The following is an 18,229-nucleotide window of genomic DNA, read 5'->3' as shown; positions in this document are numbered from 1 at the left end:
GGTCAGCCGATCGTCACCGTGGCCAGGTGGTCGTCGGCGGGGAGGTCCCCGTCGGCGACCGCGCTGACCTGCAGGCTGTTGAAGCCCAGGCCCCCGGAGTGCACCGTGAGGAAGGACGTCTCGCTGGCGTCGGCACCCGAGCTGATGCGGACGAGGGAGTGCCGGGGGGCCAGCCGGGTGGGGTCGACCACGACCCACCGGTCCCCCACCGCGGCCTCGACGACCGCGTGGAAGTCCATCGGCGACAGTCCGGGGGCGTAGCAGGCGACGAGCCGGGCCGGTATGCCGCGCGCCCGCAGCAGCGCGAGCGTCAGGTGGGCGAAGTCGCGGCAGACACCCCGGCGGGCGAGGTAGGTGTCGCTGGCGCCGTCGGTGACCCTCGAGGAGCCGACGACGTAGCGGATGTGGTCGTGCACCCAGCTGGCCACGTCCAGGACCCCCTGCTCGCCGAGGGCGTCGCCGACCTCGGCGCGCGCCACCGCCTCCAGCCGGTCCAGGTCGACGTAGCGGCTCGGGCGGACGTAGCGGATGCGCTCCAGCGGGCTCACCCCGGCGCTGGAGCCGCCGTCGGTCACCGTCGCGGTGTAGCTGACGCGCAGCTCCCCCGGTGCCACGTCCCGGACCACGTGCCACCGGGTGCCGGAGGCCTCGTCCAGGACGTCCTGGACCTCGACCTCCTGGCCGTCCAGGGTCACCGAGAAGGACTCGTCCTGCCGGGTCACGTGCTCGGCGACGGTCACCCCGAGGGTGGCCTCGACCGGGGAGGTCACGGTGGCGGTCAGGTCGGCGGACAGGTGTCGGTGCATGCGCTCATGGTGTCAGGTCGTCGGCGTGCTGCAACGCCCAGTGGTACATCACGATCGCGGCGGCCGCCCCGGCGTTGAGGGAGCGGGTGGACCCGTGCTGGGTGATGGCCAGCACGTCCACGCAGCCGTCGACCGCCTCGGCGCTCAACCCCGGCCCCTCCTGGCCGAGCAGCAGGACGCAGTCCCGGGGCACGGCATACCGCTCCAGCGGCACCGACCCCGGCACGTTGTCGACGCCGAGCACGGGCAGGCCCCGGTCGCCGGCCCAGCGCAGGAGGGCGGCGACGTCGGCGTGGTGGTGCTCGTGCAGGTAGCGGTCGGTGACCATGGCACCGCGCCGGTTCCAGCGACGGCGGCCCACGATGTGGACGGCCGCGGCGTTGAAGGCGTTGGCGGTGCGCACCACCGAGCCGATGTTGAAGTCGTGGCCCCAGTTCTCGATCGCGACGTGGAAGCCGTGGCGCCGGGTGTCGAGGTCGGCGACGACGGCCTCGTGCCGCCAGTAGCGGTAACGGTCCAGCACGTTGCGGCGGTCACCGGCCTCGAGCAGCTCCGGGTCGAGGTGGGGCGGGAGGTCGCCCGACTCGTGGGTCGGCCACGGCCCCTCCCACGGACCGACGCCCACCGGGGGGTCGGTCGGCTCGCTCACCAGCAGCATTGTGGCACCGCGGCGACCGGCTGCCGTGGCCGACCTGGGTGTTTCGCACTACGGTGGGGTCGGTCGCGGGCACCAGCCCGCCACCGACCGACATGCGGCCGCACCGGGCCGCCGAACGGAGGCACCCCGATGGACTCCACCACCTGGATCCTGTTGATCCTGCTGCTGCTGCTCGTCGGCATCGTCGTCTTCTGGCTGCTCCGCCGACCCGGCGACGACGGGGACGGCGAGGGCGTGCTGGACGCACGGGAGCACGACGCGCCGGCGGTCCGCGAGGAGCGGGCCGGGCCGGCACCGGTGGCCGAGCCGGTGGGGGGCACCGACGTCCACCAGGAGCCCACCGCGACCGAGGACCTGCCGGCTCGCGAGGAGGACGCGCCGATGGCGCCCACCGAGTCGCGCTACGACGCTCAGCCGGCCGCACCGGTGGGTGAGGACACCCCTGCCCCGGTCGGCGACGGGCGGGACGGCTCCGTCGACCAGCCCCAGGCGCCGGTCGTCGACGAGCAGGACGGGTCCCTCGAGCAGGCCTACGGGTCCGCGGACGAGCACGTCGCCACGGACGAGCCGGGCGACGTCGAGGACGGCGCCGCGCCGCGCGCGGCCGAGGCGCCCGAGTTCACCGACCCGGCGGCCGCCCAGCAGCCCGCGGACGAGCCGCTCACCGCCGAGGAGGTCCTCGCCTCGCAGGACCAGGCCGCCACCGACGAGTACCCCGCGGGGCCGGCCCCCACCGAGGACGTCGAGGAGTACCCCGTCGGGGACGACGCCACCACCTACCGCGCCGAGCAGGGCGAGGCCGTCGTCCTGGAGGACGACGGATCGGTGCGCCGCGACGTGGAGCGGGGCCACGACGCAGATGTCTACCCCGGCGGGGACGGCTCGGTCTCCCCGCTCACCGACGACGGCTCGTCCGTCGAGGACGAGGCGTCGACCGAGGGCGACGCGTGGGACGGCACGGACACGGCGCGGGCCACGGGTGCCGTCGGCGCTGCGGGGGCCGCGGGCGCGGCGAGCCCGGGTGAGGAGGAGCGGCAGGGAGACCTGTGGGACAGCCCTGACACCGCCCCCGCCGACGTCCCGGTCTCCGACGAGAGCTGGGCCGCGCCGGAGGCCTCCCAGACCGAGACCACCGTCGCGGACGAGCGGCACGACGACACGTGGGTGACTCCGGACACCGCCACCACCGAGGCCTCGGGCACCGACCAGCGGCAGGACGAGACCTGGGTCACCCCGGACACCGCGCCCACCGACGTCCCGCCGGCCGAGCCCACGGGCGAGGCGCCGGTCACGGCCGCCCCGGTCGAGGAGGAGCGGCGGCTCGACACCGGGGACGACCTCGGCACCTCCACCCCGGTCACCGACGCGCCGGCCGAGGAGCACACGACCGAGGCACCGGTCGCCGAGGACCACACGACCGAGGCACCGGTCGCCGAGGACCACACCACCGAGGCACCGGTCGCCGAGGACCACACCACCGAGGCACCGGTCGCCGAGGACCACACCACCGAGGCGCCGGTCTCCGACGAGCCGGCCTCGGGGGCCGAGGTCGCGGCTCCGGTCTTCGCCGAGTCGATCTACGGTGCCGGGTCCGCCGAGCCGCTCGAGGACGGCACCGGGCCCGCGGGCTGGTCGATCAAGGGCAACACCGGCTCGATGCTCTTCCACACCCCCGAGTCGCCCAGCTACGAGGGCGTGCGGGCCGAGGTGTGGTTCGAGAGCGAGGACGCGGCTCGCGCCGCCGGCTTCGCGCACTGGGACCGCCGCCAGCGCTGAGCGCTGCGACGGCCCGCCGACCGGACCGTCAGTCGGCGAGGCCGAGGTCGCCCAGCGAGTAGGCGGCGCGGTACTCGACGCCCTGCTCCTCGACACGCTCCCGGGCGCCGCTGTCCCGGTCGACGATGACGGCGACCGCGAGCACCTCTCCCCCGGCGTCGCGGACCGCCTCCACGGCCGTCAGCGGCGAGGTGCCGGTGGTGGACGTGTCCTCGACGACGACGACCCGGCGACCCGCGAGCGCCGGTCCCTCGATCCGCTGCTGCAGACCGTGGGCCTTCTCGCTCTTGCGGACGACGAAGGCGTCCAGCGCGGGGCCCTCCCGGTGCGCGGCGGCGTGGAGCATGGCTGCGGCCACGGGGTCCGCGCCCATCGTCAGCCCTCCGACGGCGTCGACCGCCAGGTCGTCCACGAGGTCGAGCATGACCTCACCCACCAGCGGCGCGGCCTCCCCGTGCAGGGTGACCCGGCGCAGGTCGACGTAGTAGTCGGCCTCCGCCCCGGAGGACAGCCGCACCCGGCCGTGGACCACGGCCAGGTCGGTGATGTGGCGGAGCAGACGATCGCGTGGGGTCATGCCGCCCAGCCTAGCCAGCGCCCGCGCCGGTCACCGCGACGCGACCGGCCCCGGGGCCGCGTCAGGACGCCGGCGCCCGAGCGGCGATGAGCACGAGGGCCGCGGTCCAGCCGAGCGGGGCCACGGCCGCCGGGTCCCCGTCGTGCAGCACCTTCTCCGGCAGCGCTCCCGCCGCCGTCCGGTGCTCGTCCAGCCAGTCCAGCCACCGGGTCGCCTCCTGGGGATGTCCGTTGTGCGCCGCGGCGACCGCCTGGAGTGCCGTCTGGGGGGTCCAGGACACGCCGTCGTTGCGCCACCCCGCCCCCGGCGCCACCCCGCCGGCCGGTCGACGCTGCGCCCCCTGCGCGCTCAGCCGCGCCGCGTCCGCGCCGGGGACCGGCACGTCGACGAACGGGGGGAGCAGCAGGGTCACCGCGGCGTCCGGGCGGCCACCGACGTGCCGGGGGAAGCGCGGCCCGAAGGCGTCCCCGATCCGGGTCCGCAGGTCGGTGGCCGCCGGGGCCAGCCGACCGGGGTCGACACCGCCCCTGCGCCACGCCTGCTCGCTCACCAGCCCACGGGCGTGGAGGTCGGCGGCCGCCTCCAGACCCATGAGGGCGGTGGCGGCGATGCCGAGCGTGACCTCCTCCTCCGGCCGCTCCCAGTAGTCCGGGGACGGTCGGGGCAGACCGGTCCGCGGGTCCACCCGGTCGAGGAGGCGACCCGCCGAGCGCACCACCAGCGGGGTGAGCAGCTCGGCCACCTGCTCCTGCCCGGTCCCCGCCGAGCGGCCCGGGGTCCCGCCGTTGCCGGCGTCACCGGCGGGCCCGGGCGACGGCACACCCTCCTCGATCACCGCGGCCGCCGCCCACAGCGCCCATCCCGGACCGTCCTCCTGCGGCTCCCGGTCGTCCGGCACCGTGCCGTCCCCGACGGGCAGGTAGCGCGCCTGCATCGAGCCGTCGTCGGCCTGCAGGTCCTGCAGCAGCAGGAGAGCGACGAGGGCGTCGTGCTGGTGGCCGGTGCGGGCGAGCGCCACCGCCGCGCAGCTCGCGTCGCGGGGCCAGACGTACTGCCAGGCCGGCGATGTCCCGGCGAGCACCGCTCCCGGCGCGGTGCCGGTGGGGGCGGTGAGGGTGTGCAGGTCGGCCAGCGCCGCCCGCTCCATCCCCGCCCGGGGGTCGCCGGGGTCCGGCAGCCACCCCGAGGCGAGCCAGGCCTGCAGCCCGGCCTCGCGCGCGGCCAGCACGGACACCTCGAGGGGCAGCGTCGAGGGGTCCGCGGACAGCGGGAGCCACCCGTCGGCCGTGCGCCCGGGGGCCACCTCGACCAGCCGCCCCCAGGCGTCCCGGGTCACCGCCTCCTGGTGCAGGGTGACCTGCCGGTGGCTGCCCTGCCAGACGAGGGCACCACCGCTGGCGAGCAGCACCGCGAGCGCTGCGGCCCACCGGCTGCGACCGGTCATCCCCGCGGGTCGCGGGGGCGCCGGCGGGCGGCGAGGGACCCGGCGACCCCACGGGTCAGCCGGCGGGGCGCGACCCGCAGGACCCCGACCAGGGACCGGTACGTCATGGACGGCACCGAGACCACCGCGCCACGGGCGACGTCGTCGAGACCCGCGCGGACGACGTCGGCCGCGTCCAGCCAGAGGGCGTCCGGCAGCCGCGACATGTTCATCTCGGCACGGTCGTGGAACTCGGTGTGCACGAAGCCGGGGCACAGCGCCGTCACGGTGACCCCGTGCGGGGCGAGCTCGGTCGCGAGCGCCTCGGAGAAGACGGTGACGTAGGACTTGATGGCGGAGTAGTGGCCCATGACCGCGAACGAGGCGACCGAGGAGACGTTGAGGATCGCCCCCCGGCGACGCTCGCGCATGGCCCCACCGGCGGCGTGCGACAGCACCATGACCGCGCGCACCATGAGGTCGAGGGCGGCCTCCTCCTCGGCCAGGTCACCGCGCACGAAGCCGCGCCGGCTCCCGAACCCCGCGTTGTTGACGAGCAGGTCCACCGGCCGGTCGCGGTCGGCGACCCGCTCGGCCACGCGGCCCAGGGCCGCCCGGTCGGACAGGTCGGCCGGCAGGACCTCGACGGTCACCCCGTGCCGGGCGATGAGCTCGTCCGCGAGCGTGGTCAGCCGCGCCTCGTCGCGGGCCACCAGCACGAGGTCGTGCCCGCGCCCGGCGAGCTGCGCGGCGAACTCCCGCCCCAGTCCGGCCGAGGCACCCGTCACCAGCGCTGTTCCCATGTCCCGAGCATAGGTCGGGGGACCTCGTGGTCCGAGGTCCCCCGACGGCCAGGCGTGGTCCGGTCAGCGTGCCGAGCCCCGCCCGCGGCCCCGGTCGCTGTTGTCGGAGCTCTTGGCCCGGGACTCCAGGACGAACAGTCCTTCGTCGCTGCTGCTCACGACGACCTTGCCGTCCCCGAAGTAGGGGTACGTACCCCATGACCCGTAGAACTCGGTGTCGTCGTCGGCCGGGAAGACGTCGAAGTAGCCGCGGGCGGTGAAACGTCCCTGGTCCTTCTTCCACGTGTCGTAGATCCACAGCCCGGAGGTGTAGTTGGCCTGGTAGAGCAGCGAGTCCAGGACGAACATGTTGTGGTCGATCGAGGTGTTGCCGTCACCGTGCTCACCGACGACGACGGGGGCGTCCAGGTCCGTCATGTCCCAGATGTACGTCGTGCGCTCGGAGACCACGCCGCTCAGCTCGTCGAGCTCGTCCCCGAGGAAGAAGTAGCTGTGGTCCTCGCTCAACCAGCCCTGGTGGGTGTAGATGTCGCCCACCTCCAGGCCCTCGTCGGCGTACCGGAACCGTCCCAGCTGCACGGGGTCGGCCGGGTCGGTGGCGTCGAAGATCGTCACGGTGTCCTCGTTGGAGGCGATGCAGATCTCCCGACCGGTGTAGTCGGTGTCCGGGCCGGCGTAGTCCACGCACTGGATGTCGTGCGTGTAGCCGTCCTCGGTGAGGCACCCGATGAACTGCGGGTTCGTCGGGTCGGTGGCCACGTCGTAGACGATGGCCCCACCGTTGCCGTTGAGGACCGGGAAGCCCGGGTTCGGGGTGCCGCACCGCTGGACGTCGTAGACCGAGCCCACCACGTACATCCGGCCGGAGTCCTCGTTGAGCGAGATGTTGTGCGAGTTGGTCACGTCGTCGAGCTGACGGGTCAGCTCGACGTCGAGGGGGCCGGTGGCTCCGCGGAACTGGGTCAGGTCCACCACCTGGATGCCGAACCCGTCGAGCTCGCCGGTCGCCGGGACGTAGGAGTCGAGGTCGATGGCCTCGCTGCCGATGTAGGCCGTGTCCTCGTAGACGCGGACGTCACCCCAGATGTTGCCGCTGTCCCCGGGGGCCGAGGACGGCAGGGTGCCGAGGTAGACCGGGTTGCTCCCGTCGGTGACGTCGACGAACGAGGTGCCCTCGAAGGTCCCGACGATCGCGACCTGCATGCCGGTCTGCTCGTCGGTCCATCCCCAGAGGTCGTTGACGAAGGTCGCCCCCAGGTCAGGCAGCGGGGTGAAGGAGGCCAGGTCGACCTTGTGGCAGGGGAAGATCCCTGCCATGCCGTCCTCGCAGCGCACGTCCGACATGGCTTCCATCGGGACTCCGCCGGGGCTGACCGGATCCACCACCCCGTCGTAGGTGCGGCCCTTGAGGGGCGAGGCTCCGGGGTTCTGGAGGTCGTGGGCGGGGTGGGCGAAGACGGGTCCTGCCGTCGCGGCCGCCAGCGTGAGCGCGGCCAGGCCGTAGAGCGCAGGCCTCAGAGGGGACGTCATGAGGGTACCTTTCCGGGGACGCGTCGGTCCTTCGTTGCACCGACGGGCCCGAGTATGTCAGAGGTGTGACGTGGAACACACCTCAGGGCGCCCCGTCCTAGACCTGGCGTCGGAGCCAGTCGAGGTCGGCGAGGTGCTCGTCCGGCCCACCCGGGGTCTCGACCAGGGAGGGCGCACCGGCCGCCCGGACGACGTCGGCCAGCTCGTCCGGAGGCACCTGGCCGGCCCCGAGGTTGGCGTGCCGGTCGGCCCCGCTGCCGGCGGCGTCCCGCGAGTCGTTGACGTGCACGAGGTCGATGCGCCCGGTGATCGCGCGCACCCGGTCCACGACCCCGTCCAGCTCGATGCCCCCGGCCCAGGCGTGGCACGTGTCCAGGCAGAAGCCGACGTGGTCGGCGCCCTCGGCCCGGCCGACCGCCTCCCAGACCTGGGCGATGCGGTCCAGGTGGCGGGCCATGGCGTTGTCACCCCCGGCGGTGTTCTCGATGAGCAACGGCGTGGCCCCGAAGGTCAACGACTCGACGGCCTTGCGCCAGTTGTCGAAGCCCTTCGCCGGGTCGTCCTGGGCGTTGACGTGGCCCCCGTGCACGATGAGCCCCTTCGCACCGATCTGCGTCGCCGCGTCGAGGTGCTGCTGCAGCAGCTTGCGCGACGGGATCCGGATGCGGTTGTTGAGGGTGGCGACGTTGATGATGTAGGGGGCGTGGACGTAGAGGTCGACGCCGGCCTCCTCGGCCGCCGCCCGCAGCGCCTCGGCACCACCGGCATACCGGACCTCGGGACCCTGGTAGCCCTGCGGGTCACCGAGGAAGAACTGCACCAGGGGCGCCTGCCGCGCCTGCGCCTCGGCGATCGGGTCGGTCTGGTCGACGTGTGCTCCCAGGGCCGGTGCGCTCATACCCGCCATCGTAGGCACGGCACCGGACGCGCGGTCAGGCCACTCCGGACCACCGCGTCGTCGGGTGTACGCGTCCGGTGTCGACGGAGCACGCGTCCGGTGTCGACGGAGCACGCGTCCGGTGCAGGCGGGCGGGTGGCGCGGGGTGGCCTAGGCTGGCCGCATGGCCCGGTTCTGGTTCGACGTGCTGGTCCCCGGCGCGCCCGCCCAGGTCTGGGAGCGGCTGTGGGACCTCGACCGGCACACGGCCGCCATCCCGCTGACCACGACGCTCGGCGGGCCGCTCGGCCCGGGGGCGGGGTTCGTCGCGCGGACCCGGCTCGGGCCCGTCGCGGTCGACGACGAGATGGTCGTGCGGCTCTGGGAGCCGCACGAGCACGCCGTCATCGAGAAGGTCGGCCGACCCCTCACGGGACAGATCGAGGTCACCCTGCGCCCGGCGGGCGCCGACACCCGGCTCCGCTGGGAGCAGCGGTATGCCGTGGCCAGGGTGCCCGGCGCCCTCGCGGCGCTGGCGGCCCCGGCCGTCCGTGCGGCATACCTGCACGCCGTGCGCCAGATCACGCGCCCCTGATCAGGAGCCCTCGCCCTCGCCCTCGTGGTCGTGGCCCCCGTGGTCGTGACCCTCGTGGGTGTCGTCCCCGTGGTCGTCGCCGTCGTGGTCGTCGCCGTCGTGGTCGTGGTCCTCGTCCACCGGCCCGGCCTCGACCTCACCGGTGACGCCGGAGATCTCGTTGGGGGCGTGGGGCACCGTGGCCGAGTCGATGACCGCCATCGTGGCCAGGTCGACGACGTGCAGCTCGCGGGACGCGGGCTCGGAGACGTAGGCGAACTGCCCCATGACGAAGAGGGTGGGCCGCGGCTGCTGCCACTCCCGGGGCTCCTCCCACTCCTCGACGACCGGTATCTCCTCGGTGACCTCGCCGCTGTCCGGGTCGAGGACGTGCAGCTCCCCGTCCGTCCCGAGGACCAGGGCCTCCCCCGCGGGACCGCGGCCCAGCGAACGGAAGCTGTAGGACGTGCCCAGGTCCACGAGCTGCATCTGCGCCGACGCGGTGTCGACGAGGCTGACCCGCTCCGGGCGCTCCAGCTCGGCGTCCTCGTCCACCTTGTAGTCGCCCAGGACGACCGTCGACTCCTGGGACCCGGCGAGGTTGCCCGTCCGGGCGTAGTCGTCGGGCGCCGGCACCTTGGTGAAGCGGCCGTCGGCGAGGACCACCGGCCCGTCCTCGCAGCCGAGCACGACCGCCTCGCCCTGGGCGACCGTCTCCCCGTGCACCCCCGGGCACTCGTCCGTGCGGGCGAGCTCCTCACCGTCGGCGCCCGTGACCACGGCCCCGGTGCGCTCGTCCTCGGTGCCGACGGTCTGCAGCAGCGACCCGTCCTCGAGGAGCACCGCCACCCCGTGGTGGGGGTCCGGCACCTCGACGCTCCCGGTGACCGGCAGCTCACCGGCCGCGGGGTCCAGCTCGGTGGGGTCCACCATGTCGATGCGGCCGGCCCCGTCGAAGTAGAGCGCCGTCGCGCCGCCGTGCGGGACGACGTGGCCCGGGTGCGAGCCCTCGGCGACGAGGTCGGTCAGCCGCGGCTCGGTGGTGTAGCTGTGGTCGTGGTTGCCGTGCGGCTCGCTCCACGTCCCGGCGTCGAGCAGCCGGAAGGCGTCGCCCTCGGTGAGGAACAGGTGCCGGCCGTCGCCGGCCGGGTTGAGGCGCACGAAGCCCTCGACCGGCATCTCCGCCTCGACCTCGAGCGACAGCGCGTCGAGCACCATGACCCCGCCGTCGTAGGTGACCGCCAGCCGGGGGCTCGGCCCGCCGGACTCGACGGTGGCGGCCGCCTCGGTGTCGGCGGTGTCGACCTCCTCGGTGTCGGCCGTTTCGGCCGTGTCGGTGTCGGCGGTGTCGGCCGCCTCGGTGTCGGCGGTGTCGGCCTCCTGCTCCCCACCCCCCGCGCCGGACGTCGTGGGCTCGGTGGCGCATCCCGCGAGCAGCAGGAGCGAGGCGGACACGGTCAGGGGCAGCAGTGTTCTATGCATGTGGGAATCATTATCAATCGCACGACAGACGTCAAGTCGACATGGCGAGGAGAGGTGTCGGGCCGTGGACCCGGCCACGGTGCCGCACGGATGGTCGGCCCCGCCAGTCGCAGGACCGTCCGCGGGGGGCGACGTCGTCGAGCCGGGGGCTAGCCGCCCCAGACGGAGGTGGCGCCGGTGTGCCCGGCCAGCGTGACAGCCACGACCGCCCAGATCGCGGCCACGGCGGCGAGCACCCCGAGGACGGTGCTGACCCAGCCCGGCCACCGCGCCGCCCACCGCGACCGCCCCCACGGCGACGTGGCGACCCAGTGCAGGACGCTCAGCACGGCCAGCAGGATGCCGGCCAGGCCGGCCCGCACCCCCCAGGCCCCGTGCTGCTCCAGGATCTGGCTGCTGCCGACCGTCTGCAGCAGGATCTCGCCGAAGCTCTGCGTCACCCGGGTGACCACCCCCGCCACCACCGCGAGCACCGGCATACCCCACCCCAGCCAGTGGCGGAAGCGCGGCAGCACGACGACGAGCAGCTGGGCGCCGGCGGCCAGCAGCAGGAGGACGATGCCGAAGTGGACGAGCAGCGGGTGCACCGGTAGTCCCAGCACCATGGCGACCTCCTGAGGGACAGGTGGATGAAGATTCAACTCTTCTCCCGCATGCTGAGAAAAACCTGGGGATCAGCCAGGACTTTCCTGAGGGCAAGCAGGGGCACGTAGGCTTCCGCAGATGCGCATCGCCACGTGGAACTGCAACAGCATCCGGACCCGGGTGGACCGGGCGGTCGCCTTCCTCGAGCGGCACGAGGTGGACGTGCTCGCCCTGCAGGAGACCAAGTGCCGGGACGACCAGTTCCCCCTGCTGCCGTTCGAGCAGGCCGGCTACGAGGTGGCGCACGTCGGTCTGAACCAGTGGAACGGCGTCGCCGTCGTCAGCCGGGTGGGGCTGGACGACGTCGCGACGGCGTTCCCCGGCCAGCCCGCGTGGGCACCGGAGGGGGCCGAGCCCGTGGTCGAGGCGCGGGCCCTGGGGGCGACCTGCGGCGGCGTGCGGGTGTGGAGCCTCTACGTGCCCAACGGCCGGTCGCTGCAGGACCCGCACCTGGACTACAAGCTGGCCTGGCTGGAGGCGCTCCGGGAGACGGGCCGGGCGTGGCTCGAGGAGGACGCGGGTGCCCAGGTCGCGCTCATGGGCGACTGGAACATCGCGCCCACCGACGACGACGTCTGGTCGGTGGAGTACTACGAGGGCAAGACGCACACCAGCCCGGCGGAGCGTGCAGCCTTCGCGGGGGTCGAGCGGGCGGGGTATGCCGACGTCACCCGGGAGCACACGCCCGGTCCGGGGACCTACACCTACTGGGACTACACCCAGCTGGCCTTCCCGAAGCGGCGCGGCATGCGCATCGACTTCTGCCTCGGCTCCCCGGCCCTGGCGCAGCGGGTGGAGGGGGCCTTCATCGACCGCGAGGAGCGCAAGGGCAAGGGCGCCTCGGACCACGCCCCCGTGGTCGTCGACCTGTCGGCCCGCTGAGGCCCCACCCCGGGGTGCGGGGCCGCCGTCAGCGGCGTGGGGCGACCCGGGCCAGCGGCACGGTGAGCAGGCAGAGGAGGGCGGCGAGGGCCATACCGGGGCCGAAGCCGGAGGCCACGGCGACCCAGCCGACGACGAGCGAGCCGGTGGCGGTGCCGGTGTCGAAGCCGGCGTTCCAGACCGCGCTGGCGGCGCCGACCCGGCGCGGGCCGGCGGCCTCGAAGGCGCGCAGCATCGTCAGGGTCTGCAGGGTGCCGTAGCAGACCCCCACGAGGGCGCAGACCAGGATCCACGGGACCGCGCGGGAGGCGTCGACGGGCGTCCGCACCACCCAGGCGAGGGCGCCCAGGACGAGCACGCTGGCCAGGACGGCGGGCACGAGCAGCCGCTGGGCACCGGCGCGGTCGGCGAGGCCGCCGACCTGCCACCGGGTGATCGCCGAGAGCAGCCCGACGGCGAAGAGCCCGGCCGCGGAGAGCCAGGGCAGCTGGACCATCTGCGGCGCGAAGGTGATGACGGCTCCCCCGGCGAAGGTGATGGCGAGCAGGACGAGCGTCGGGCGCAGCAGCGCGAGGTAGGTGCCCCGCGGCGTGGTCGGCTCCGCGACCTCGGGATGACCGGCGTCGTGGGTGGAGCGCACGGGCAGGTGACGCGCCACGGCGAGGCAGGCGGGGATCCCCGCCAGGGGCAGGGCCCCGACGGCGAAGACCGGCCAGAAGCCGACCGCCTCCGCCACCCAGCCGCCCACCGGCATGACGACGACGAGAGGCAGCGACAGCGCGAAGGAGTACGCCCCGACCGCGGCGCCCCGGCGGGCGGGCTCGACGAGCAGCACCGCAGCGGCGTTGGCCGCCACCGTGAGGACCCCGAACCCCACCCCGCGCACCGCCGACAGGGCCAGGAGGGGGCCGAGGTCCGCGGTGAGCAGGTGCAGGAGCGAGGGCACCCCGAGGAAGACCATGCCGAGGGAGAGGACCCACGCCCACCCGACCCGGCCGATCGCCCACGGCACCGCGAACTGCGTGGCCACCGTCGTGCCCAGGAGCACGAAGTTGACGAGACCCGCGCCCCCGCTGTCCGCCCCGCCCGAGACCGCCCACAGGGGCGCGACGGGGAGCAGCGCGGCATACCCGGTGAACCCGGCGGTCGCGAGCAGCGCGAGCGCCAGCATGCCGGGGGTGGACCACACCGACCCCCGGCCGGGTGGCTCGAGGGCGGCGGACGGCTCGACGGGGGAGCCGCTCACCCCTGTGCGGCCTTGGCGGCGGCCTTCTTCTCCCTCTTGTAGGCGCGCACCTGCTGCAGCGACTCGGACCCGGTGACGTCGGCGATCGACATGTGGACGCCCTCCCGGCCGTAGTCGCCGGCCGCCTCGCGCCAGCCGGGCGCGGTGAGGCCGCGCTGCTTGCCGAGCAGGGCCAGGAAGATGCGGGCCTTCTGGTCGCCGAAGCCGGGCAGCGCCTTGAGCCGCCTCAGGACCTCCCGGCCGTCCGGCTCGCCGTCGGTCCAGATCGCCTCCGTGTCGCCGTCGTAGTCCCGGACGACGGCGGTCGCCAGGTCGTGCACGCGCCGACCCATGGACGTCGGGAAGCGGTGCACCGAGGGCGGGGTGGCGCAGAGCGCGACGAACTCCTCGGGGTCGGTCTGCGCGACCTGCCGCGGGTCGACCGAGCCGAGCCGCTCGGCGATCTTGCGCGGCCCGTCGAAGGCGACCTCCATGGGGATCTGCTGGTCCAGCAGCATGCCGGTCAGCAGGGCGAAGGGGTGCTCGGTAAGGATGCGGTCGGCCTCGGGGTCGCCGACCAGGTGCAGGGTGCCGGTCATACCTCCAGCCTAGGTCCTCCCTCGGGCCGCCGGCAGGTCTCCTACCCTGGACCCATGACTGTCGTCGCGGCCGCGGACGGATCCGCCCTGGGCAACCCTGGTCCGGCGGGCTGGGGGTGGTACGTCGACGACGACCGCTGGGCCAGCGGCGGGTGGAAGCACGGGACCAACAACATGGGCGAGCTGACCGCCGTGCTGGACCTGCTGCAGCAGACCGCCGACCTGGACGAGGACCTGCTCGTGCTGTGCGACTCGCAGTACGCCATCAAGTCCATCACCCAGTGGATGCCGGGCTGGAAGCGGCGCGGGTGGAAGAAGGGGGACGGCAAGCCGGTCGCCAACGTCGAGATCATCAAGGCGCTGGACGCCGCGATGCGCCCCAACGTGCGCTTCCGGTGGGTGAAGGGGCACGCCGGTCACGAGCTCAACGAGCAGGCCGACCGGCTGGCCAACGCCGCTGCCCAGGCGTATGCCGCAGGTCGGGAGCCGCAGGCCGGGCCCGGCTTCGGTGCCGCGGCGGCACCGGCGGAGCACCCCTTCGTGGTGGGGGGCGGCCGCGCGGACGACGACCTCTTCTCCCTCGTGGACGAGCCGGGCGACGAGGACCAGGTGGTGGCGCTGGAGCGCTCGCTGCTGACCGAGGAGGTGCGCTCCGACCCCTCGCTCGCGGCGGCGCTGCTGCACCCGGAGTGGCAGGAGGTCGGCCGCTCCGGCCGGCGCTGGAGCCGCGAGGAGATGCTCGACGAGCTGACGCCGCTCCCCGCCCCGGTCGAGCTCGAGGTGCTCGACGTCCAGCGCCTCCCCGGTGACCTGGTCCTGCTCCTCTGGCGGGGCGTCGGCCCCGACGCGAGCACCCTGCGCAGCTCGCTGTGGCAGCGCACCGGCCAGCGGTGGCAGCAGCGCTTCCACCAGGGCACCCCGGAGGCGTAGGCCGGGCCCCGGGCCCGGGCCTGACCGCAGGTCTCCGGTGCCCGGGCCGGCCGGGCGGCCCGCTCAGCCCTGGCCGCGCCCGACCGGTCGCCAGCCGAGGGCGAGCGCGACCACCGCGGCGAGCGCGACGGCATACCCCGCGCCGGTGAGGACGGTCTGCACCTGGACCACCGCGGCGTCCAGCAGCGCGTCGGTGTCGGTCGGGTCGGCGAGCGTGCCGACCTCGAGGTGGAAGCGGCGCAGGCCGAGGGCGGTGAGCAGGGCCAGGCCGACCACCATGCCGACCATGCGGGCGACGACGACGAGCGAGCTGACGGTGCCGTGACCGTCCTCGCGGGCGTCGGCGAGGGCGGCGTCGTTGACCGGGGCGATGGCCAGGCCGACCCCCAGGCCGGCACCGGCCAGCGCGAGCGTCGTGCTGACGAGCTCGTCCAGCGAGGCCCGCTCCCAGCGGGCCATCGCGAGGATCGACACCGCCGCCAGGGCCAGCCCCGGAGCCGCGACGGGCGCCGGACCGACCCGGCGCAGCAGCCAGCCGCCCAGCAGCGCCCCCACCGGCACCGCGACGAGGAAGCGCACCAGCACCAGCGCCGCGTCCGTCTCGTCGGTGCCCTGGGTGAGACGGGAGAGCAGCGGCACGTCCACGACGACCGCGACGATCGCGGCGCCCACCAGCAGGCTCACCACGAGCGCCGGCCACACCCGACGCCGGACGACGCCGGGGGGCACCAGCGGCGCGGCGGCCAGGCGCTGCCGCAGGAGGAAGGCCACGGTCGAGCCGGCGCCGAGCGGCAGCAGCCAGACGCCCCACGGCCCGAGCACCTCGGTCTCGGGGTCCGCGGTGGAGAAGGTCAGCACCAGCGAGCCCAGCGCGACGGCGACGAAGGTCGCCCCCAGCAGGTCGGCACGCAGGAGCAGCGGCAGCCACCGCGGGAGAGTGACCAGGGCGAGCAGGAGGGTCACGGCCGCCGCCGCGAGGCCGACCGGCGTGGCGACCCGGGAGCCGGAGTCCGGGTCGAGGGGCACGAAGGGCAGGCCGAGCTCCACCGAGGTGGTCAGCGCCTCGGGGGCCCAGAGGGCCAGCGTCCACAGCGACGCGGCGACGGCCGCCAGCAGGTAGGCCGCGCCCCGCCGCCACCACGAGCCACGCCCGGTCGGCCCGGGGTCCGCGACGGGCGACCCCCGGTGCGGCGCCGCGGGGCGGAGGAGGACGACGCCGAGGAGGGCCAGCAGGCCCAGCACCACGTTGAGCCAGAAGATCTCCCGCCACCCGGCCACCGCGAGCACGAGCGCCCCGAGCAGCGGGCCCAGCACCGACCCGAGCTCCTGGACCGCGCCGACGACCCCGAGCGGCAGGCCGCGGCGCCCTCGCGGCCAGAGGTCGGCCACCAGCGCGAGGGTCGCGGGCACCAGACCGCCACCGCCCAGGCCCTGCAGGAACCGGCCGCCGACCATGACCGGCAGCTCGACCGCCGCGGCGGTCACCGCCGACCCCACGACGAAGACGACGAGGCACCAGAGGAGGATGCGCCGCCGGTCCACGAGGTCGGACAGGCGGCCGATGAGCGGCAGCACGGCGATGTAGCCGAGCAGGAAGCCGGAGATGATCGGGGTGCCCCGCTGCAGCGACTCGATGCCCACGCCGACCCCGCCCATCATGTCGGTGAGCGCCAGCACGACGACGTAGGTGTCCGCCGCGGCCAGGGCCACCGCCAGCGCGGCCACGGCCAGCAGCGCCCGGGCACCGCGCGCGGGCCCGGTGGCCGGGCGGCCGGTGGCCCCGACCCCCGCCGGCGGCCCGGTCCCCTCCTGCCGCGTCCGCGTCATCCTCAGGGCTGGGTCACGGTGACCGGCTCGCCGTAGGCGTCCAGCGTCACGGTGTAGGTCGACGTCGCCGGCGGGTAGAACGGCCCCGTGATCTCCACGCTGCGGACCTGCCAGTCCTCCTCCACCAGGCCGTAGGTCACCGCGAACTCGGACTCGGCGTCGCCGACGTAGAGCAGGTCCGTGACCGTCTCCCCCGGGAGCGTGCCGACGACCTCCTGCACCACCTCGGCCCCGGCCCGGGAGCGCTCCCCGAACTCGGGCGACCGGGTGGCTCCGAGCAGGCCCACGAGCCCGTCCTCGGGGTCGAACAGCGTCGCCGGGTCCGGCACCCCCAGCTCGGCCGGGTCGGTGTTGACGTGGGCGGGGACGTAGGGCAGCTTGACCCAGAGCTCGCCGTCGAGGGCCACCGTCGGGATGTCGGCCTGGACCCCCGCGATCACGGCGGTGATGGTGCCGTCGAAGGCGGGCGGCTCCATCGTCCCGGCGCCCTCCGCGCTGATGATGTAGGAGGTCTCGTCCTCCGGCAGGTCGGTGCCGGTCAGCGTCAGGGCGACCGACCCCGCGTCGACCAGGACGTCGTGCGCCTGGGCCAGCCGGTCGGCCGCCGTGGGCGGCGGCGGGGTCGAGGTGGTGGCGCTCTCCTCGGTGTCGTCGCTGCACCCGACGAGCATGAGGGCGAGGGCGGCCGCGAGCCCCAGCCCGCTCACCCGGGTGAGCGTGTGCCGTCCGTCGCGTGACCTCATACGCCCAGTATCACGCACCGGCGGCCGCACCGGGAGGGAGCACGCGCGGCCGGCCGGGCGACCGTCAGCCGAAGCGACCGGAGATGTAGTCCTCGGTCGCCTGCTGGCCGGGGTTGTTGAAGATGTTCTGGGTGGAGTCGTACTCGACGAGCTCCCCGGGCTTGCCGGTCGCCTCGAGGTTGAAGAAGCCGGTCTTGTCCGAGACCCGCGCCGCCTGCTGCATGTTGTGCGTGACGATGACGACGGTGTAGCGGTCCTTGAGCTCGTTGATGAGGTCCTCGATCGCCAGGGTGGAGATCGGGTCCAGCGCGGAGCACGGCTCGTCCATGAGGATGACCTCGGGCTGGATGGCGATCGCGCGGGCGATGCACAGCCGCTGCTGCTGCCCGCCGGACAGCCCGGACCCCGGCTTGTCGAGGCGGTCCTTGACCTCGTTCCACAGGTTGGCCCCGCGCAGCGCCTTCTCGGTGAGCTCGTCGGCCGCCTTGCTGGAGATGCGCTTGGAGTTGAGGCGCACCCCGGCCAGGACGTTCTCCTTGATGGTCATGGTGGGGAACGGGTTCGGCCGCTGGAAGACCATCCCGACCTGGCGGCGCACGTCCACCGGGTCGACGCCGCGGCCGTAGAGGTTGGTGCCGTCGATGGCGACCTCGCCCTTGACGTAGGCGCCCGGGATGACCTCGTGCATGCGGTTGAGGGTGCGCAGCACCGTGGACTTGCCGCAGCCGGACGGGCCGATGAACGCGGTCACGGACCGCGGCTCGATGGTCATCGAGACGTTCTTCACGGCGTGGAAGTCGCCGTAGTAGATGTCGAGATCCTTGACGTCGATGCGCTTGGACATGTGAGTGATTCTCTCTTCTCCGGACAGG

Annotated in this window: 18 protein-coding genes; 4 read left to right on the top strand and 14 right to left on the bottom strand. The window is 74.3% G+C overall.

Annotated features, from left to right (window positions below):
• Positions 1 to 2 precede the first annotated feature (2 nt).
• Together FHD63_RS01650 and FHD63_RS01645 are read right to left on the bottom strand one after the other, a co-directional pair.
• The gene (locus FHD63_RS01650; RefSeq protein WP_139719589.1) at positions 3 to 806 is read right to left on the bottom strand and encodes a transglutaminase-like domain-containing protein; all 804 of its coding nucleotides are present in this window, start codon (positions 804 to 806) and stop codon (positions 3 to 5) included.
• Between the two features lie 4 nt (positions 807 to 810).
• On the bottom strand, positions 811 to 1,464 hold the full coding sequence (locus tag FHD63_RS01645; RefSeq protein WP_139719587.1) for a TrmH family RNA methyltransferase: 654 nt from the start codon (positions 1,462 to 1,464) through the stop codon (positions 811 to 813).
• Between the two features lie 129 nt (positions 1,465 to 1,593).
• Here FHD63_RS01645 and arfC point away from each other — a divergent pair, with 129 nt between their 5' ends.
• On the top strand, positions 1,594 to 3,240 hold the full coding sequence (arfC, locus tag FHD63_RS01640) for a channel accessory protein ArfC, sunset domain variant (RefSeq protein WP_139719585.1): 1,647 nt from the start codon (positions 1,594 to 1,596) through the stop codon (positions 3,238 to 3,240).
• Between the two features lie 28 nt (positions 3,241 to 3,268).
• Here the strand turns inward: arfC and pyrE are convergent, their stop codons facing one another.
• From pyrE to FHD63_RS01615, 5 genes are all read right to left on the bottom strand, one after another.
• Complete coding sequence (gene pyrE, locus FHD63_RS01635) at positions 3,269 to 3,817, bottom strand: orotate phosphoribosyltransferase (protein ID WP_139719583.1); 549 nt, start codon at positions 3,815 to 3,817, stop codon at positions 3,269 to 3,271.
• Between the two features lie 61 nt (positions 3,818 to 3,878).
• Positions 3,879 to 5,261 carry a glycoside hydrolase family 15 gene (locus FHD63_RS01630; RefSeq protein ID WP_139719581.1) on the bottom strand — a complete coding sequence of 461 codons (1,383 nt, stop codon included), beginning with the start codon at positions 5,259 to 5,261 and terminating at the stop codon, positions 3,879 to 3,881.
• Complete coding sequence (locus tag FHD63_RS01625; protein ID WP_139719579.1) at positions 5,258 to 6,043, bottom strand: SDR family NAD(P)-dependent oxidoreductase; 786 nt, start codon at positions 6,041 to 6,043, stop codon at positions 5,258 to 5,260. The genes FHD63_RS01630 and FHD63_RS01625 overlap by 4 nt, the downstream gene beginning before the upstream one ends.
• Positions 6,044 to 6,106: 63 nt before the next feature.
• A complete protein-coding gene (locus FHD63_RS01620; RefSeq protein WP_139719577.1) occupies positions 6,107 to 7,573 on the bottom strand; it encodes a choice-of-anchor B family protein in 1,467 nt (488 codons plus the stop codon).
• Between the two features lie 97 nt (positions 7,574 to 7,670).
• Positions 7,671 to 8,471, bottom strand: a complete 801-nt coding sequence (locus tag FHD63_RS01615; protein WP_139719575.1) for a deoxyribonuclease IV — start codon at positions 8,469 to 8,471, stop codon at positions 7,671 to 7,673.
• A 163-nt stretch (positions 8,472 to 8,634) separates the two neighbouring features.
• Here FHD63_RS01615 and FHD63_RS01610 point away from each other — a divergent pair, with 163 nt between their 5' ends.
• Entirely contained in the window at positions 8,635 to 9,045 is a 411-nt protein-coding gene (locus FHD63_RS01610; protein WP_139719573.1) for an SRPBCC family protein, read from the top strand.
• Here the strand turns inward: FHD63_RS01610 and aztD are convergent, their stop codons facing one another.
• Together aztD and FHD63_RS01600 are read right to left on the bottom strand one after the other, a co-directional pair.
• Complete coding sequence (gene aztD, locus FHD63_RS01605) at positions 9,046 to 10,506, bottom strand: zinc metallochaperone AztD (protein ID WP_139719571.1); 1,461 nt, start codon at positions 10,504 to 10,506, stop codon at positions 9,046 to 9,048.
• Positions 10,507 to 10,655: 149 nt separating this feature from the next.
• Positions 10,656 to 11,111 carry a DUF2231 domain-containing protein gene (locus tag FHD63_RS01600; protein ID WP_139719569.1) on the bottom strand — a complete coding sequence of 152 codons (456 nt, stop codon included), beginning with the start codon at positions 11,109 to 11,111 and terminating at the stop codon, positions 10,656 to 10,658.
• A 118-nt stretch (positions 11,112 to 11,229) separates the two neighbouring features.
• Between FHD63_RS01600 and FHD63_RS01595 the strand changes: the two genes are divergently transcribed.
• Positions 11,230 to 12,033, top strand: coding sequence for an exodeoxyribonuclease III (locus FHD63_RS01595; protein WP_139719567.1), 804 nt, complete (start codon positions 11,230 to 11,232; stop codon positions 12,031 to 12,033).
• A gap of 28 nt (positions 12,034 to 12,061) precedes the next feature.
• Here the strand turns inward: FHD63_RS01595 and FHD63_RS01590 are convergent, their stop codons facing one another.
• Together FHD63_RS01590 and FHD63_RS01585 are read right to left on the bottom strand one after the other, a co-directional pair.
• Positions 12,062 to 13,279 carry an MFS transporter gene (locus FHD63_RS01590; RefSeq protein ID WP_238705726.1) on the bottom strand — a complete coding sequence of 406 codons (1,218 nt, stop codon included), beginning with the start codon at positions 13,277 to 13,279 and terminating at the stop codon, positions 12,062 to 12,064.
• The gene (locus FHD63_RS01585) at positions 13,276 to 13,857 is read right to left on the bottom strand and encodes an HhH-GPD-type base excision DNA repair protein (RefSeq protein WP_139719565.1); all 582 of its coding nucleotides are present in this window, start codon (positions 13,855 to 13,857) and stop codon (positions 13,276 to 13,278) included. Before FHD63_RS01585 ends, FHD63_RS01590 begins: the two co-directional genes overlap by 4 nt.
• 54 nt (positions 13,858 to 13,911) lie before the next feature.
• Between FHD63_RS01585 and FHD63_RS01580 the strand changes: the two genes are divergently transcribed.
• Positions 13,912 to 14,787, top strand: a complete 876-nt coding sequence (locus tag FHD63_RS01580) for a ribonuclease HI family protein (protein ID WP_139719563.1) — start codon at positions 13,912 to 13,914, stop codon at positions 14,785 to 14,787.
• Between the two features lie 63 nt (positions 14,788 to 14,850).
• Here the strand turns inward: FHD63_RS01580 and FHD63_RS01575 are convergent, their stop codons facing one another.
• The 3 genes from FHD63_RS01575 to pstB form a co-directional block, all read right to left on the bottom strand.
• Positions 14,851 to 16,614 carry an MFS transporter gene (locus FHD63_RS01575; protein ID WP_139719561.1) on the bottom strand — a complete coding sequence of 588 codons (1,764 nt, stop codon included), beginning with the start codon at positions 16,612 to 16,614 and terminating at the stop codon, positions 14,851 to 14,853.
• A 2-nt stretch (positions 16,615 to 16,616) separates the two neighbouring features.
• Positions 16,617 to 17,357 carry an LppX_LprAFG lipoprotein gene (locus tag FHD63_RS01570; RefSeq protein WP_139719560.1) on the bottom strand — a complete coding sequence of 247 codons (741 nt, stop codon included), beginning with the start codon at positions 17,355 to 17,357 and terminating at the stop codon, positions 16,617 to 16,619.
• Positions 17,358 to 17,421: 64 nt separating this feature from the next.
• Entirely contained in the window at positions 17,422 to 18,201 is a 780-nt protein-coding gene (gene pstB, locus FHD63_RS01565; RefSeq protein WP_058892182.1) for a phosphate ABC transporter ATP-binding protein PstB, read from the bottom strand.
• Between the last annotated feature and the right edge of the window lie 28 nt (positions 18,202 to 18,229).

It is taken from the genome of Serinicoccus chungangensis (assembly GCF_006337125.1).
Lineage (GTDB): Bacteria > Actinomycetota > Actinomycetes > Actinomycetales > Dermatophilaceae > Ornithinicoccus > Ornithinicoccus chungangensis.
This window is presented reverse-complemented; position numbering and strand designations above follow the sequence as displayed.

What these genes read in the sequence shown, in the direction of transcription:
- FHD63_RS01650 (WP_139719589.1), bottom strand. Translation starts at nt 806, where the DNA reads ATGCACCGACACCTGTCCGCCGACCTGACCGCCACCGTGACCTCCCCG.
- FHD63_RS01645 (WP_139719587.1), bottom strand. Translation starts at nt 1,464, where the DNA reads ATGCTGCTGGTGAGCGAGCCGACCGACCCCCCGGTGGGCGTCGGTCCG.
- arfC (WP_139719585.1), top strand. Translation starts at nt 1,594, where the DNA reads ATGGACTCCACCACCTGGATCCTGTTGATCCTGCTGCTGCTGCTCGTC.
- pyrE (WP_139719583.1), bottom strand. Translation starts at nt 3,817, where the DNA reads ATGACCCCACGCGATCGTCTGCTCCGCCACATCACCGACCTGGCCGTG.
- FHD63_RS01630 (WP_139719581.1), bottom strand. Translation starts at nt 5,261, where the DNA reads ATGACCGGTCGCAGCCGGTGGGCCGCAGCGCTCGCGGTGCTGCTCGCC.
- FHD63_RS01625 (WP_139719579.1), bottom strand. Translation starts at nt 6,043, where the DNA reads ATGGGAACAGCGCTGGTGACGGGTGCCTCGGCCGGACTGGGGCGGGAG.
- FHD63_RS01620 (WP_139719577.1), bottom strand. Translation starts at nt 7,573, where the DNA reads ATGACGTCCCCTCTGAGGCCTGCGCTCTACGGCCTGGCCGCGCTCACG.
- FHD63_RS01615 (WP_139719575.1), bottom strand. Translation starts at nt 8,471, where the DNA reads ATGAGCGCACCGGCCCTGGGAGCACACGTCGACCAGACCGACCCGATC.
- FHD63_RS01610 (WP_139719573.1), top strand. Translation starts at nt 8,635, where the DNA reads ATGGCCCGGTTCTGGTTCGACGTGCTGGTCCCCGGCGCGCCCGCCCAG.
- aztD (WP_139719571.1), bottom strand. Translation starts at nt 10,506, where the DNA reads ATGCATAGAACACTGCTGCCCCTGACCGTGTCCGCCTCGCTCCTGCTG.
- FHD63_RS01600 (WP_139719569.1), bottom strand. Translation starts at nt 11,111, where the DNA reads ATGGTGCTGGGACTACCGGTGCACCCGCTGCTCGTCCACTTCGGCATC.
- FHD63_RS01595 (WP_139719567.1), top strand. Translation starts at nt 11,230, where the DNA reads ATGCGCATCGCCACGTGGAACTGCAACAGCATCCGGACCCGGGTGGAC.
- FHD63_RS01585 (WP_139719565.1), bottom strand. Translation starts at nt 13,857, where the DNA reads ATGACCGGCACCCTGCACCTGGTCGGCGACCCCGAGGCCGACCGCATC.
- FHD63_RS01580 (WP_139719563.1), top strand. Translation starts at nt 13,912, where the DNA reads ATGACTGTCGTCGCGGCCGCGGACGGATCCGCCCTGGGCAACCCTGGT.
- FHD63_RS01575 (WP_139719561.1), bottom strand. Translation starts at nt 16,614, where the DNA reads ATGACGCGGACGCGGCAGGAGGGGACCGGGCCGCCGGCGGGGGTCGGG.
- FHD63_RS01570 (WP_139719560.1), bottom strand. Translation starts at nt 17,357, where the DNA reads ATGAGGTCACGCGACGGACGGCACACGCTCACCCGGGTGAGCGGGCTG.
- pstB (WP_058892182.1), bottom strand. Translation starts at nt 18,201, where the DNA reads ATGTCCAAGCGCATCGACGTCAAGGATCTCGACATCTACTACGGCGAC.